12 protein-coding genes are annotated in these 13,677 nt (G+C 69.7%); 7 read left to right on the top strand and 5 right to left on the bottom strand.

From position 1 onward, the window contains the following. Nucleotides 1-66 precede the first annotated feature (66 nt). A complete protein-coding gene (gene disA / locus ASC56_RS15295) occupies nt 67-1,191 on the top strand; it encodes a DNA integrity scanning diadenylate cyclase DisA (RefSeq protein ID WP_055491964.1) in 1,125 nt (374 codons plus the stop codon). A 297-nt stretch (nt 1,192-1,488) separates the two neighbouring features. On the opposite strand, the gene ASC56_RS15300 is transcribed toward disA, so the two are convergent. After that, nucleotides 1,489-2,316: a hypothetical protein gene (locus tag ASC56_RS15300; protein WP_079102512.1), complete on the bottom strand. Its 828-nt coding sequence runs from the start codon at nt 2,314-2,316 to the stop codon at nt 1,489-1,491. Between the two features lie 420 nt (nt 2,317-2,736). Here ASC56_RS15300 and ASC56_RS15305 point away from each other — a divergent pair, with 420 nt between their 5' ends. The 5 genes from ASC56_RS15305 to cseC all read left to right on the top strand — a co-directional run bounded on the left by ASC56_RS15305 (nt 2,737) and on the right by cseC (nt 7,338). After that, nucleotides 2,737-3,702: an A/G-specific adenine glycosylase gene (locus ASC56_RS15305; RefSeq protein ID WP_055491966.1), complete on the top strand. Its 966-nt coding sequence runs from the start codon at nt 2,737-2,739 to the stop codon at nt 3,700-3,702. A gap of 386 nt (nt 3,703-4,088) precedes the next feature. Then, entirely contained in the window at nt 4,089-4,628 is a 540-nt protein-coding gene (locus ASC56_RS15310; RefSeq protein ID WP_055491967.1) for a SigE family RNA polymerase sigma factor, read from the top strand. Further along, the gene (locus ASC56_RS15315; protein ID WP_055491968.1) at nt 4,616-5,272 is read left to right on the top strand and encodes a hypothetical protein; all 657 of its coding nucleotides are present in this window, start codon (nt 4,616-4,618) and stop codon (nt 5,270-5,272) included. Before ASC56_RS15310 ends, ASC56_RS15315 begins: the two co-directional genes overlap by 13 nt. 9 nt (nt 5,273-5,281) lie before the next feature. Beyond that, nucleotides 5,282-5,986 (top strand): two-component system response regulator CseB, encoded by a 705-nt coding sequence (gene cseB / locus ASC56_RS15320; protein WP_055491969.1) that lies wholly within the window; start codon nt 5,282-5,284, stop codon nt 5,984-5,986. A gap of 8 nt (nt 5,987-5,994) precedes the next feature. After that, nucleotides 5,995-7,338 carry a two-component system sensor histidine kinase CseC gene (cseC, locus tag ASC56_RS15325; RefSeq protein ID WP_055491970.1) on the top strand — a complete coding sequence of 448 codons (1,344 nt, stop codon included), beginning with the start codon at nt 5,995-5,997 and terminating at the stop codon, nt 7,336-7,338. A 44-nt stretch (nt 7,339-7,382) separates the two neighbouring features. On the opposite strand, the gene ASC56_RS15330 is transcribed toward cseC, so the two are convergent. The 3 genes from ASC56_RS15330 to ASC56_RS15340 form a co-directional block, all read right to left on the bottom strand. Continuing rightward, on the bottom strand, nt 7,383-7,829 hold the full coding sequence (locus ASC56_RS15330; protein WP_055491971.1) for a VOC family protein: 447 nt from the start codon (nt 7,827-7,829) through the stop codon (nt 7,383-7,385). A gap of 58 nt (nt 7,830-7,887) precedes the next feature. Then, entirely contained in the window at nt 7,888-8,310 is a 423-nt protein-coding gene (locus ASC56_RS15335) for a helix-turn-helix transcriptional regulator (RefSeq protein ID WP_055492242.1), read from the bottom strand. A gap of 168 nt (nt 8,311-8,478) precedes the next feature. Beyond that, on the bottom strand, nt 8,479-10,062 hold the full coding sequence (locus ASC56_RS15340) for an MDR family MFS transporter (RefSeq protein ID WP_055491972.1): 1,584 nt from the start codon (nt 10,060-10,062) through the stop codon (nt 8,479-8,481). A 176-nt stretch (nt 10,063-10,238) separates the two neighbouring features. Between ASC56_RS15340 and ASC56_RS15345 the strand changes: the two genes are divergently transcribed. Continuing rightward, the gene (locus ASC56_RS15345; protein WP_055492243.1) at nt 10,239-10,838 is read left to right on the top strand and encodes a TetR/AcrR family transcriptional regulator; all 600 of its coding nucleotides are present in this window, start codon (nt 10,239-10,241) and stop codon (nt 10,836-10,838) included. Between the two features lie 307 nt (nt 10,839-11,145). Here the strand turns inward: ASC56_RS15345 and ASC56_RS15350 are convergent, their stop codons facing one another. Continuing rightward, nucleotides 11,146-13,671, bottom strand: coding sequence for an ATP-dependent Clp protease ATP-binding subunit (locus ASC56_RS15350; RefSeq protein WP_055491973.1), 2,526 nt, complete (start codon nt 13,669-13,671; stop codon nt 11,146-11,148). Nucleotides 13,672-13,677 lie beyond the last annotated feature (6 nt).

Consider the following 13,677-nt stretch of genomic DNA (forward strand, 5'->3'; position numbering starts at 1 on the left):
GCCCGTCCGTACGAACCGAGTGTGCGACACGGGAGCGCCTGAAGAACCTGCGACCGGAGGAGTGCAGTGGCAGCCAACGACCGGGCGGCAGCTCCCGGAAAGTCCGGCGGGAGTTCCGGTGCCGATGGCCTGATGCGCGCCTCACTGAGCGCCGTGGCACCCGGCACGGCCCTCCGCGACGGCCTTGAGCGGGTGCTCCGCGGCAACACCGGCGGGCTCATCGTGCTCGGCTCGGACAAGACCGTCGAGACGATGTGCACCGGCGGATTCGTCCTGGACGTGGAGTTCACGGCCACCCGCCTGCGGGAGCTGTGCAAGCTGGACGGCGCCCTGGTGCTCTCGTCGGACCTGTCGAAGATCCTGCGGGCCGGTGTGCAGCTGGTCCCGGATCCCACGATCCCGACGGAGGAGACGGGCACGCGCCACCGCACGGCGGACCGGGTGAGCAAGCAGGTCGGCTTCCCCGTGGTCTCCGTCTCCCAGTCCATGCGTCTGATCGCGCTGTACGTCGACGGACAGCGCCGTGTCCTGGAGGACTCGGCGGCGATCCTCTCCCGCGCCAACCAGGCCCTGGCCACCCTGGAGCGGTACAAGCTCCGCCTGGACGAGGTGGCCGGCACGCTGTCCGCGCTGGAGATCGAGGACCTGGTGACGGTCCGGGACGTCTCCGCGGTGTCACAGCGGCTGGAGATGGTCCGACGGATCGCCACGGAAATCGCCGAGTACGTGGTCGAGCTGGGCACGGACGGCCGTCTGCTCGCCCTCCAGCTGGACGAGCTGATCGCCGGGGTGGAGCCCGAGCGGGAGCTGGTGGTGCGCGACTACGTGCCCGAGCCGACCGCGAAGCGGTCCCGCACGGTCGAGGAGGCCCTGTCCGAGCTGGACGCGCTGCCCCACGCCGAGCTTCTCGAACTGCCCACGGTGGCCCGTGCCTTGGGCTACACCGGCTCTCCCGAAACCCTCGACTCGGCGGTGTCCCCACGCGGGTTCCGTCTGCTGGCGAAGGTGCCACGGCTGCCCGGCGCCATCATCGACCGCCTGGTGGAACACTTCGGCGGCCTCCAGAAGCTCCTCGCGGCGAGCGTGGACGACCTCCAGACGGTGGACGGCGTCGGCGAGGCGCGGGCCCGCAGCGTACGGGAAGGGCTGTCGCGGCTGGCGGAGTCGTCGATCCTTGAACGGTACGTCTAGTGCTGCGACCGGAAAGGTTCACCGGCTCGCGACGCCCGGCACGGCACCTCGCCGCGTTGTCGCATCGCCCGAGTACATCCAGTACGCGGGCGACGCTCCGCCTTGCGATGCACCGCACCGGACGCCGCGAGCTTCCCGGCAAACCTTTCCGGCCACAGCACTAGCCTCCGGCCTGTGAACGGGCCAAGGCGGCCCGCTTCGTCGCCGCGGCCCGGTGTGGGCATGACCGTCGTGTGCTGCGCCCGGGACCCCTTCAGCACCGAACGGAATGGGAGTTGTCCGGAGCGCTGAAGGGCCCTAGTCCTTCGACAGCACGAACGACGCCCGGGCGTCGGGGAAGCCGGGGGCTTTCGCCTCCACCAAGTACGTGCCCGCCGATGCCGAACCCGCCGGGGGCGTCGCGCAGTTCGGGGCACTGGGCCTGCGGTCCCACTTCACGGTGTAGGCGACCTGGCCGCCCGCGGGCACGTGGAACAGCACGCTTCCCGAGCCGCCGGGGCAGTCGGCCGAGGACCAGAAGGCCTTGCCGCTGCCGGCCTGAGTGATCGTCAACACCGCGCTCCTGGAACCGAGATCGGTCTTGCAGTCGTTGGTGGACGCGTTCTTGGCGATCAGCTGGAAGGTGGGGGTGGCTCCGGGTGCGTACGTGTTCTGTGCGCTCTTGACGGTCAACTGAACCGCGCTCGCCGTGCAGTTGGGCAGGGATGAACCGGCACCGGCCGGCAACTGACCGCTGGAGGCGCCGCCGCTGCCGTCGCCGCTGCCGGTCCCACCGTCCGAGCCGCCGGACCCGGTGCCGGCACCTCCGGGATCACCGGAGCCGGACGACCCGGACGACCCCGACGATCCGGATGACCCTGAACCGTTTCCACCGCCCGACTCGTCGCGTCCGCCCGGGTGTTGGCTGATCGCAGGCCCCGTACCGGAAGGCCCCGGCGTGATCGACGACGTGGGGTGCTTGCCGTTCGAACCGCCCGCGCCGTTCTTGCCGCCGCCGCTGCCCGAGGAGGTGACCACCCAGGTGATGAGCAGGGCCAACAGGGCGACCACGGACAGCAGTACGGCCCTCCGTCGCCAGTAGATGGAGGAGGGAAGCGGCCCGACCGGATTGCGCAGAGATCCCACGGCGGAAACTGTACGAGAGATCGGCGCCGGGCCTTGCCCCACCCGCCGCCGCAGCCCCAACTTTTCCAGATCATCATCCCGCACCGGCCTCCGCCGGCAGGGGCGAATCCCGGCACCGGCCTTCACCGACAAGGCCCGCGCCCACACCAGCCCCCGACACCGACACCCGACGGGGGGGTCCGACGAATCCACGCCGGGCGCCGCCCTCGGTCATACACACGCAAGGTGGGCGTACCCGTTCTCACCCCCACCTCGCGCGGCGAACCCGCCACCGCCGACCGGGCACCCCGCGGCCCCGACCTCCCGGCCAAGGCCCCGCGCCCCCGGACGGAGGCAGCACGCCGTCCACCGACACAACCAGCCCCAACCCCAGCCCATCCCCCACCCCGGTGCCCCTCCCGTGGCAGGATCGAAAGCGTCATGACTGCACCCCCCACCTCCACGGCCGCCACCGTCCCCGTCTCCGCCGGGACGGACGACACCGCCGGCCCCGCTCCCGCCGCCCAGAACCCCGGCAGGGCCCTGCACGGCCCGGTCATCGCCTGGTTCGACGAGCACGCCCGTGATCTCCCCTGGCGACGCCCGCAGGCCGGCCCGTGGGGCGTGATGGTCAGTGAGTTCATGCTGCAGCAGACGCCGGTCAGCCGCGTCCTGCCCGTGTACGAACAGTGGCTCGCTCGCTGGCCGCGCCCCGCCGACCTCGCCAAGGAGCCTCCCGGCGAGGCGGTCCGCGCCTGGGGCCGTCTCGGCTACCCGCGCCGCGCCCTACGGCTGCACGGCGCCGCCCTGGCCATAGCGGAACGGCACGGCGGCGACGTCCCGACCGACCACGCCCAGCTCCTCGCGCTGCCCGGCATCGGCGAGTACACGGCCGCGGCCGTGGCCTCCTTCGCGTACGGCCAGCGGCACCCGGTGCTCGACACCAATGTGCGCCGCGTCCTCGCGCGCGCGGTCACCGGCGTGCAGTACCCGCCCAACGCCACCACCGCCGCCGAGCGCAGGCTCGCCCGGGAGCTGCTGCCCGAGGACGAGCGCACGGCGTCACGCTGGGCCGCCGCCTCCATGGAGCTCGGCGCGCTGATCTGCACGGCGAAGAACGAGACCTGTCATCGCTGCCCGATCGCCGCGCAGTGCGCCTGGCAGCTGGCCGGGAAGCCGGAACACGAAGGCCCGCCGCGCCGCGGTCAGACGTACGCGGGGACGGACCGCCAGGTCCGCGGACGGCTCCTGGCCGTGCTGCGGGAGGCGGTGAGCCCGGTTCCGCAGTCGGTCCTCGACCGTGTGTGGGAGGAGCCGGTGCAGCGCGCACGCGCCCTGGACGGCCTGGTCTCCGACGGTCTGGTGGAGCCCCTCCCGGGTGGGCTCTACCGTCTCCCCCTCACCTGAACCCGTCCCGCCCGGGCGCGCATCACCCATGGCGCCCGGGTGGTCCGCGCCGCTCCTTCGCTCAGCCGTTCCACAGCCAACGGCTCACCACGGCACAGCCCCCGCCTCGTTTCATCACAGCGTTCTCCGCCCACATAGCGGACAAATCACACCATATCGCTACCAACTCCCGCTCCCCCTTACCCCGTTCCTACATCCGTTACACAACCGACGGACAGCCGAGGGCTCTCCGCAGGCTGCCTCGGACAACGCCGTGACAACCCGTCCGTAACTTCATATGCGTGCCGCAGACGACGCGGCACACAGCTGACACAGGCTTAGAACCGGCAGCCGGCTGTGGGACGCAGCCGACGAACAAGTCGGAACGGGGAACGGAGGCGGTTGGAATGGCGCACGGCGAGGTGCTCGAGTTCGAAGAGTACGTACGCACCCGGCAGGACGCGCTGCTGCGCAGCGCCCGTCGTCTGGTCCCCGACCCGACCGACGCGCAGGACCTGCTGCAGACCGCGCTGGTGCGTACGTACGGCCGCTGGGAGGGCATCGCCGACAAGCGTCTGGCGGACGCCTATCTGCGCCGCGTGATGATCAACACGCGCACCGAGTGGTGGCGGGCCCGCAGGCTTGAGGAGGTCCCCACCGAGCAGCTCCCGGACGCGTCGGTCGACGACTCCACGGAGCAGCACGCCGACCGTGCCCTGCTGATGGACGTCCTGAAGGTGCTCGCCCCGAAGCAGCGCAGCGTGGTTGTGCTGCGACACTGGGAGCAGATGTCCACGGAGGAGACGGCCGCCGCCCTCGGCATGTCGGCCGGAACGGTCAAGAGCACGCTGCACCGGGCGCTCGCCCGGCTCCGGGAGGAGCTGGAGGCCCGCGACCTGGACGCACGCGCGCTGGAGCGTGAGGAGCGGGAGCGTTGCGCGGCCTAGGCACGGAGGCCATACGGCCCAGCGGAGCCCTCAAGGCGGCGGTGGCGGCGGTGGCCGCGATCGCCGCCCTCGGGCTTTTCGTCTCCGCCTGCGCCACCGGCGGCACGGGCGCGCGGGACGAGGGGCCGGCGGGCAGCCAGTCGGTGGTCGCGGGTGCCGCCAAGCCCTCCGCCTCACCGACGACCAAGGAACCCACGCGGATGGACGTGGTGAAGCTGGTGAAGGACGATCCCGAGGTCGCGAATGCGGTCAAGGAGGATCTGAGGCCGTGCGTGGCCGACGAGTACCCGGTCGACGTGTCCTACGGCGACCTGACCGGCGGCACCGTGAACGACATCGTGGTCAACGTGATGACGTGCGGTGACGCCGTGGGAGTCGGCTCGTACGTGTACCGGATGAAGGATCACAAGTACCAGAATGTCTTCAAGGCCGAGGACCCTCCGGTCTACGCGGAGATAGACCGCGGTGATCTGGTGGTGACCCAGCAGATGTACGAGAAGGGCGACCCGGTGTCGTATCCCTCCAGCGAGGAAGTGATCACCTACCGCTGGACGACGAGCCACTTCACCGAGCAGGCCCGCACGCACAACGACTACAGCAACGCGGTGGGCAACGGCGGCACGGCCGCCCCGACCGGGAACTGAGAGCAGCGGATGGCAGAGCAGACCCACGTCCTGTTCGTCGAGGACGACGACGTCATCCGCGAGGCCACCCAGCTCGCGCTGGAGCGGGACGGCTTCGCGGTCACCGCCATGCCCGACGGCCTTTCGGGCCTGGAGGCGTTCCGCGCCCGTCGCCCCGACATCGCCCTGCTGGACGTGATGGTCCCCGGTCTGGACGGCGTCAGCCTGTGCCGCCGCATCCGTGACGAGTCGACCGTGCCGGTGATCATGCTGTCCGCCCGCGCCGACTCGATCGACGTGGTCCTCGGCCTGGAGGCGGGCGCCGACGACTATGTGACCAAGCCGTTCGACGGCGCCGTGCTGGTCGCGCGCATCCGGGCGGTGCTGCGCCGCTTCGGGCACGCGAGCGGCGCCGACCGGGCCGCTGACAACGCCTCTTCGGTGGACGCCGGGGTGCTCACCTTCGGTGACCTGGAGGTCGACACGGAGGGCATGGAGGTACGACGGTCCGGGCAGCCGGTGGGGCTCACGCCGACCGAGATGCGGCTGCTGCTGGAGTTCTCGTCGGCACCGGGCACGGTTCTCTCGCGCGACAAGCTGCTGGAGCGCGTGTGGGACTATGGCTGGGGCGGCGACACCCGCGTCGTCGACGTCCATGTGCAGCGGCTGCGCACGAAGATCGGCCAGGACCGGATCGAGACGGTTCGCGGCTTCGGTTACAAGTTGAAGGCCTGAGCAGGAGTATGCGGGGGATTCTCGGACGGCTGGTTCCGGATGACGCAGCGATACGGACGGGTCTCAGATGGAAGCTCAGCGCGGCGATCGCCCTGGTCGGCGCGCTTGTCGCGATCGCGCTGAGCCTGGTCGTGCACAACGCGGCGCGCGTGTCGATGCTCGACAACTCGCGTGATCTCGCCGACGAGCGCATCCAGGTGGCCCAGCGGATGTACGAGTCCGGGCGCACCCAGACGTTCGGCGTCAAGGTCGACGACCCGAACATCCCGCGGGAGCTGCTGGAGAAGGTCGTGCAGGGTCGGCGCGCCACCTTCGTGTCCGAGGGCGCGCACGGCGTGCCGGACATCTGGGCCGCCGTACCGCTCAAGGACGGCCGGGTGCTGTCCCTGCACACTCGTTTCACCGACCGCAGCGCCACTGTGATGGCGGACCTCGACCAGGCGTTGATCATCGGTTCGGTCGCGGTGGTCCTCGGCGGTTCGGCGCTCGGCGTGCTGATCGGGGGGCAGCTGTCACGGCGTCTGCGCAAGGCGGCGACCGCCGCGAACCAGGTCGCCAAGGGCGAGACGGACGTGCGCGTACGGGACGCGATCGGCGGCGTGGTGCGCGACGAGACCGACGATCTGGCGCGCGCGGTGGACGCGATGGCGGACGCCCTGCAGCAGCGCCTGGAGGCGGAGCGCCGGGTGACGGCGGACATCGCACATGAACTGCGCACCCCGGTCACCGGCCTGCTCACGGCGGCGGAACTCCTCCCGCCCGGCCGTCCCACCGAACTGGTGCTGGACCGCGCGAAGGCCATGCGCACGCTGGTGGAGGACGTCCTGGAGGTCGCTCGCCTGGACAGCGCGTCCGAGCGGGCCGAACTGCAGGACATCATGCTCGGCGAGTTCGTCAGCCGGCGGGTGGCCGCCAAGGACCCGGACGTCAAGGTCCGGGTGATCCACGAGTCGGAGGTCACCACGGACCCGCGCCGCCTGGAGCGGGTGCTGTTCAACCTGCTGGCGAACGCGGCACGGCACGGCAAGCCGCCGATCGAGGTGTCGGTCGAGGGCCGGGTGATCCGGGTACGGGACCACGGCCCCGGCTTCCCGGAGGAGCTGCTCGTGGACGGTCCTCAGCGCTTCCGCACGGGTCACTCGGACCGCTCCGGCGTCGGCCACGGCCTGGGCCTGACGATCGCGGCGGGCCAGGCGCGGGTGATGGGCGCGCGCCTGACGTTCCGCAACGTACGGGCGGCCGGCCTGCCGGAGCACCTCCCGGCGGAGGGTGCGGTCGCCGTGCTGTGGCTGCCGGAGCACGCGCCGACGAACACGGGAAGCTTCCCGGTACTGCCGCTGTCCGGCAACTGAGCTCCGGCGGCCCGCCCACGGCCGGCCCTGGGACCGTCCGAGACTCAGCCGGCCCAGTCCTTGTCCATGTCCAGGCCGCCCTCCCGGCGCTGGGTGAAGGAGAACCAGTTGCCGGAGTCGTCGCGGAAGAGCGCCTCGGTGCCGTAGGGGCGCTCCTGCGGCTCCTGGAGGAACTCCACGCCGCGGTCCTTGAGCTTCTTGTAGTCCCCGTGGATGTCGTCGGTGGCCAGCACACCGGCGCCCAGGGCGCCCTTGGCCACGAGCTTCTTCATCATCTCGGCGGACTCGGGGTCCATCGCGGGCGGTCCGGGCACCATGAGCGTCAGCTCGACGTCGGGCTGGTCGGGGGCGCCGACGGTGAGCCAGCGCATGCCGCCGTCGCCCATGGTCATGTCGGTACGGACCTCAAGGCCCAGCTTCTGTGTGTAGAACTCCTTGGCCCGGTCCTGGTCGAGGACCCAGACGGTCGTGATGGCGAGCCCCTTGATCATGGCGTTCTCCCGAGTGCGCGGGGTGTTGCTTGCGCTGCCACGGTAAGCAGCCGGGGCGTCAGCGCGCTTCTCCGGAATTGCTGTCCCGCGCCCCGGCCCCCGGACGGAACCCACCGGCCCAGAGCATCGCGTAGCACCCGGGGATGAGAGCGGCCCCGCGGCCCACGTGCTTGGCGCGGTACTCGCTCGGGGTGAGGCCGGTCCAGGACTTGAAGCGCGCCGAGAACGTGCCCAGGCTGCTGAACCCCACGAGATGGCAGATCTCCGTCACGGTCAGGTTCGCGGTGCGCAGGAGGTCCTCGGCGCGCTCGATCCGCCGGTGCGTCAGATACTGGCCGGGCGTCTCTCCGTACGCCGCCTTGAAGGCCCGTATGAAGTGATAGCGGGAGTACCCGGCATGCGCGGCCACGGCATCGAGATCGAGCCCAGGGTCCGCCCAGTCCCGGTCCATCGCGTCCTTGGCGATCCGGAGCTGACGCATCTTGTCCACGGCGTCGATGGTGACACGCACCACCGACAACACCGCGAACCACCGGCCGCCGAGCTCCACCCTCCTTGACTCCCGCTCAGGACGGGGCATCCCACCCGTACACGGCGAAGGCCCCCGGGCGGACAGCGCCGGGGGCCTTCGGGCCGGGAGTGGTGCGGGTCAGACGGCCTCTGCAACCGCCGGCTGCGCATCCGCGGCGTCCCCAGCCGCGCCCCCGGCCCGCTTGTCCGGCCCCGCGCCCCGCAGCGGAACCTCCTTCACGAACACCGCGGCCACCAGCGACGCCACGGCCACCACCGCGCCGAGCAGGAACGCCGAGTGCGTACCCGACGACACCGCGTACTGATAGGCCTCACGGGCCGCAGCCGGCAGCTTCTCCAGGCTCTTCGCGTCCAGCTGCGCGGACTGCGCGGTGATCTTCGAGCCGAGCGAGCCCGCCCGCTCGGCCATCACGTGCTGCACCCGGTTGTTGAACAGCGCGCCCATGATCGCGACACCGAAGGAGGAGCCGAGCGTCCGGGCCAGGGTGGTGGTCGAGGAGGCGACACCCATGTCCCTCATCTCGACGCTGTTCTGGGCCACCAGCATGGTGATCTGCATCAGGCAGCCCATTCCGGCACCCAGGACGGCCATGTACACACCCGAGGTGAACCGGCTCGTCCCGGTGCCCATCTGCGCGAGCAGGAACAGGCCCACGACCATCAGCACACTGCCGACCACCGGGAAGACCTTGTAGCGCCCGCTGTTGGTGGTGACCCGGCCGGCGATCATCGACACGACGAGCATCGCGCCGAGCATCGGCAGGAGCAGCAGCCCGGAGTTGGTCGCGGACGCACCCTGCACCGCCTGCTGGTACAGCGGCAGGAACAGCGTCGCACCGAACATCACGAACCCGGTGATGAACCCGATCGCCGACATCAGCGAGAAGTTTCGGCTACGGAAGATGTGCATCGGCACGACCGGCTCGGCGGCCCTGGTCTGCCAGAACACGAACCCGACGAGCGCGGCGACCCCGATCCCGATCAGCTCCATGATCCGCGCGGAGGTCCAGGCGTACTCGGTCCCGCCCCAGGTGGTGACCAGCACGATCGAGGTGATGCCGACGGTCAGCAGCAGGGCGCCCGGGTAGTCGATACGCGCCTGGGAGCGCTTCTTCGGCAGGTGCAGGACGGCGCTGATCAGCGCCAGCGAGACGGCTCCGAGCGGCAGGTTGATGTAGAACGCCCAGCGCCAGCCCCAGTGGTCGGTGATGGTGCCGCCGACCAGCGGTCCGCCGATCATCGCGAGGGCCATGACAGCGGCCATCATGCCCTGGTACTTGCCCCGCTCCCGCGGCGGTATCAGATCCCCGATGATGGCCATGACGCCGACCATGAGACCACCGGCGCCCAGGCCCTGTACGGCACGGAAGCCGATGAGCTGGCCCATGTTCTGCGCCATGCCGCTGAGCGCCGATCCGACCAGGAAGATCACGATCGAGCTCATGAAGGCGCCCTTGCGCCCGTACATGTCGCCGAGCTTGCCCCACAGCGGGGTGGATGCCGCGGTCGCGAGGGTGTAGGCGGTCACCACCCACGAAAGGTGCTGGAGCCCGCCGAGCTCGCCCACGATCGTCGGCATCGCCGTGCCCACGATCATGTTGTCCAGCATCGCGAGCATCATCGTGATCATCAGGGCGAGCAGGACGACCCGCACGCTCCGTGGTTGTTTCTCGCTACCGGCCGGCGCCTCGTGGTCCGCCATGCTCCCCACTCCCCTAGGTACTGCGGGCCGCCCGGCTACTTACTTGCCGACCGGCTAGTTGACTACACTGCGGGACGGTAGCCCGGTAACTAGCCGGGCGTCAAGTAAGTTTCCCGGGCCTGCCTGTTGGCCGGCACACAGGTCCGGGGAGCGCGAGGAGTACGAGGATGGGCACCATGGACGGCACCAAGCGGCAGCGGCGCGGGGACACCCGCCAGCGCATCCAGGACGTGGCGCTCGGACTCTTCGCCGAGCAGGGGTACGAGAAGACCTCGCTGCGCGAGATCGCCGAGCGCCTGGACGTCACCAAGGCCGCGCTCTACTACCACTTCAAGACCAAGGAAGAGATCCTCGTCAGCATCTTCGAGGACCTGACCCGGCCCATGGACGAGCTGATCGAGTGGGGCAAGGCGCAACCGCACAGCCTGGAGACCAAGCAGGAGGTGCTGCGCCGCTACAGCGAGGCGCTGACGGGTGCGGCCCCGCTCTTCCAGTTCATGCAGGAGAACCAGGCGACGATCCGCGAACTGAGCATCGGCAACCAGTTCAAGGACCGCATGCTGGGGATGCGGGACATCATCAGGGACCCGGACGCGTCCCTGACCGACCAGGTCCGCTGCCTCAGCGCGCTGTTCACCATGCACGCGGGGATGTTCGTCCTCCAGGAGGACGACGGCGACCCCGAGGACAAGCGCAAGGCGGTCCTGGAGGTCGCGATCGATCTGGTCACGCAGGCGCACGCGGGCACGCAGTCGGCGGACCCCCAGACGCCGTAGGGACGCCTCGGACCAGCCGGGTCCCTCACCGGCGCGGAGGTCATCCACGGCACTGCTTCGTGCACCACCGGGGGTATTTCGCCGATACTCGACAGAAGCCCGGCGCCTTCTCCCGCCCCAAGGCGAATATCCCTTTTGCCCTTATTGGCTGTAGTGCTATCGCACCGGAATATCCCCGATTCACACCAAAGGCACTTCAGTTCGCCGAGCTGTGGGGCGCGGCGCATACGCCGTAAAGGAAAGGGGCTGCCCCGGGACCTGGTCCCGGGGCAGCCCCTTTCCACTCAGTAGGCCGAGCGCCCTGCGCTCACGCCTCCTTGCTCAGGTTCGGGCCCGCGCCGCCGGCCGCCTGCTCGATCGGCGGAACGTCCGGAAGCGCCGACTTCTCCTCACCGCGGAAGGTGAAGGTCTTGGTGTCGCCCTCCTCCTCCGTGTCGACGACCACGATGTGACCCGGACGCAGCTCCCCGAAGAGGATCTTCTCGGACAGCGTGTCCTCGATCTCGCGCTGGATCGTGCGGCGCAGCGGCCGGGCGCCCAGCACCGGGTCGTAGCCCTTCTTCGCCAGCAGCTCCTTCGCGGACTGGGCGAGCTCGATGCCCATGTCCCGGTCCTTGAGCCGCTCGTCGACCTTGCTGATCATCAGGTCGACGATCCGCAGGATGTCCTCCTGGGTCAGCTGCGGGAAGACGACCACGTCGTCGACGCGGTTGAGGAACTCGGGCCGGAAGTGCTGCTTCAGCTCGTCCGACACCTTGTTCTTCATGCGCTCGTAGTTGCTCTTCGTGTCGCCCTGGGCGGCGAAGCCCAGGTTGAAGCCCTTGGAGATGTCCCGGGTGCCGAGGTTGGTCGTCATGATGATGACCGTGTTCTTGAAGTCCACGACCCGGCCCTGGGAGTCGGTCAGACGACCGTCCTCCAGGATCTGCAGCAGCGAGTTGAAGATGTCCGGGTGGGCCTTCTCGACCTCGTCGAAGAGGACGACCGAGAACGGCTTACGGCGCACCTTCTCCGTCAGCTGGCCGCCCTCCTCGTAGCCCACGTAACCGGGGGGCGAACCGAAGAGACGCGACACCGTGTGCTTCTCGCTGAACTCCGACATGTCGAGGGAGATCAGCGCGTCCTCGTCGCCGAACAGGAACTCGGCGAGCGCCTTGGACAGCTCGGTCTTACCGACACCGGACGGGCCCGCGAAGATGAACGAACCACCCGGACGCTTCGGGTCCTTCAGACCCGCACGCGTACGGCGGATCGCCTTCGACAGCGCCTTGACGGCGTCCACCTGGCCGATGACCCGCTTGTGGAGCTCGTCCTCCATACGGAGCAGGCGGCTGGACTCCTCCTCGGTGAGCTTGAACACCGGGATGCCCGTGGCGGTGGCCAGGACCTCGGCGATCAGCTCGCCGTCGACCTCGGCGACGACGTCCATGTCGCCGGCCTTCCACTCCTTCTCCCGCTTGGTCTTCGCGGCGAGCAGCTGCTTCTCCTTGTCGCGGAGAGAAGCCGCCTTCTCGAAGTCCTGGGAGTCGATCGCCGACTCCTTGTCCCGGCGGACGGCCGCGATCTTCTCGTCGAACTCGCGGAGGTCCGGCGGCGCGGTCATCCGGCGGATGCGCATCCGGGAACCCGCCTCGTCGATCAGGTCGATCGCCTTGTCCGGCAGGAAGCGGTCCGAGATGTAGCGGTCGGCCAGGGTGGCGGCCTGGACCAGGGCCTCGTCCGTGATGGAGACGCGGTGGTGCGCCTCGTAACGGTCGCGCAGACCCTTGAGGATCTCGATGGTGTGCGGCAGGGACGGCTCCGCGACCTGGATGGGCTGGAAGCGGCGCTCCAGGGCCGCGTCCTTCTCCAGGTGCTTGCGGTACTCGTCGAGCGTGGTCGCACCGATGGTCTGCAGCTCACCACGGGCCAGCATCGGCTTCAGGATCGAGGCGGCGTCGATGGCGCCCTCGGCGGCACCCGCACCGACCAGCGTGTGCAGCTCGTCGATGAACAGGATGATGTCGCCGCGGGTGCGGATCTCCTTCAGCACCTTCTTCAGGCGCTCCTCGAAGTCACCGCGGTAGCGGGATCCGGCGACCAGCGCGCCCAGGTCGAGGGTGTAGAGGTGCTTGTCCTTGAGGGTCTCGGGCACCTCGCCCTTGACGATGGCCTGCGCCAGGCCCTCGACGACCGCCGTCTTGCCGACGCCGGGCTCGCCGATGAGGACCGGGTTGTTCTTCGTACGGCGGGACAGCACCTGCATGACCCGCTCGATCTCCTTCTCGCGCCCGATGACCGGGTCGAGCTTGGACTCACGAGCGGCCTGGGTGAGGTTCCGGCCGAACTGGTCCAGGACGAGTGAGGTCGAGGGCGTGCCCTCGGCCGGGCCGCCGGCGGTGGCGGTCTCCTTGCCCTGGTATCCCGACAGCAGCTGGATGACCTGCTGGCGGACACGGTTGAGGTCTGCGCCCAGCTTGACCAGGACCTGGGCGGCGACGCCCTCGCCCTCACGGATCAGGCCGAGCAGGATGTGCTCCGTGCCGATGTAGTTGTGGCCCAGCTGAAGGGCCTCGCGGAGCGACAGCTCCAGGACCTTCTTGGCACGGGGGGTGAAGGGGATGTGGCCCGAGGGGGCCTGCTGGCCCTGGCCGATGATCTCCTCCACCTGCTGGCGGACCGCCTCGAGCGAAATCCCGAGGCTCTCCAGGGCCTTAGCGGCGACACCCTCACCCTCGTGGATCAGGCCCAGGAGGATGTGCTCGGTGCCGATGTAGTTGTGGTTGAGCATCCGGGCTTCTTCCTGAGCCAGGACGACAACCCGCCGCGCGCGGTCGGTGAACCTCTCGAACATCGTTAA

This window comes from Streptomyces sp. TP-A0356 (assembly GCF_001417775.1).
Classification (GTDB): Bacteria; Actinomycetota; Actinomycetes; order Streptomycetales; family Streptomycetaceae; genus Streptomyces.

What these genes read in the sequence shown, in the direction of transcription:
- ASC56_RS15330 (WP_055491971.1), bottom strand. Translation starts at nt 7,829, where the DNA reads ATGATCAAGGGGCTCGCCATCACGACCGTCTGGGTCCTCGACCAGGAC.
- ASC56_RS15340 (WP_055491972.1), bottom strand. Translation starts at nt 10,062, where the DNA reads ATGGCGGACCACGAGGCGCCGGCCGGTAGCGAGAAACAACCACGGAGC.
- cseB (WP_055491969.1), top strand. Translation starts at nt 5,282, where the DNA reads ATGGCAGAGCAGACCCACGTCCTGTTCGTCGAGGACGACGACGTCATC.
- ASC56_RS15305 (WP_055491966.1), top strand. Translation starts at nt 2,737, where the DNA reads ATGACTGCACCCCCCACCTCCACGGCCGCCACCGTCCCCGTCTCCGCC.
- ASC56_RS15335 (WP_055492242.1), bottom strand. Translation starts at nt 8,310, where the DNA reads ATGCGTCAGCTCCGGATCGCCAAGGACGCGATGGACCGGGACTGGGCG.
- ASC56_RS15310 (WP_055491967.1), top strand. Translation starts at nt 4,089, where the DNA reads ATGGCGCACGGCGAGGTGCTCGAGTTCGAAGAGTACGTACGCACCCGG.
- cseC (WP_055491970.1), top strand. Translation starts at nt 5,995, where the DNA reads ATGCGGGGGATTCTCGGACGGCTGGTTCCGGATGACGCAGCGATACGG.
- ASC56_RS15350 (WP_055491973.1), bottom strand. Translation starts at nt 13,671, where the DNA reads ATGTTCGAGAGGTTCACCGACCGCGCGCGGCGGGTTGTCGTCCTGGCT.
- ASC56_RS15345 (WP_055492243.1), top strand. Translation starts at nt 10,239, where the DNA reads ATGGACGGCACCAAGCGGCAGCGGCGCGGGGACACCCGCCAGCGCATC.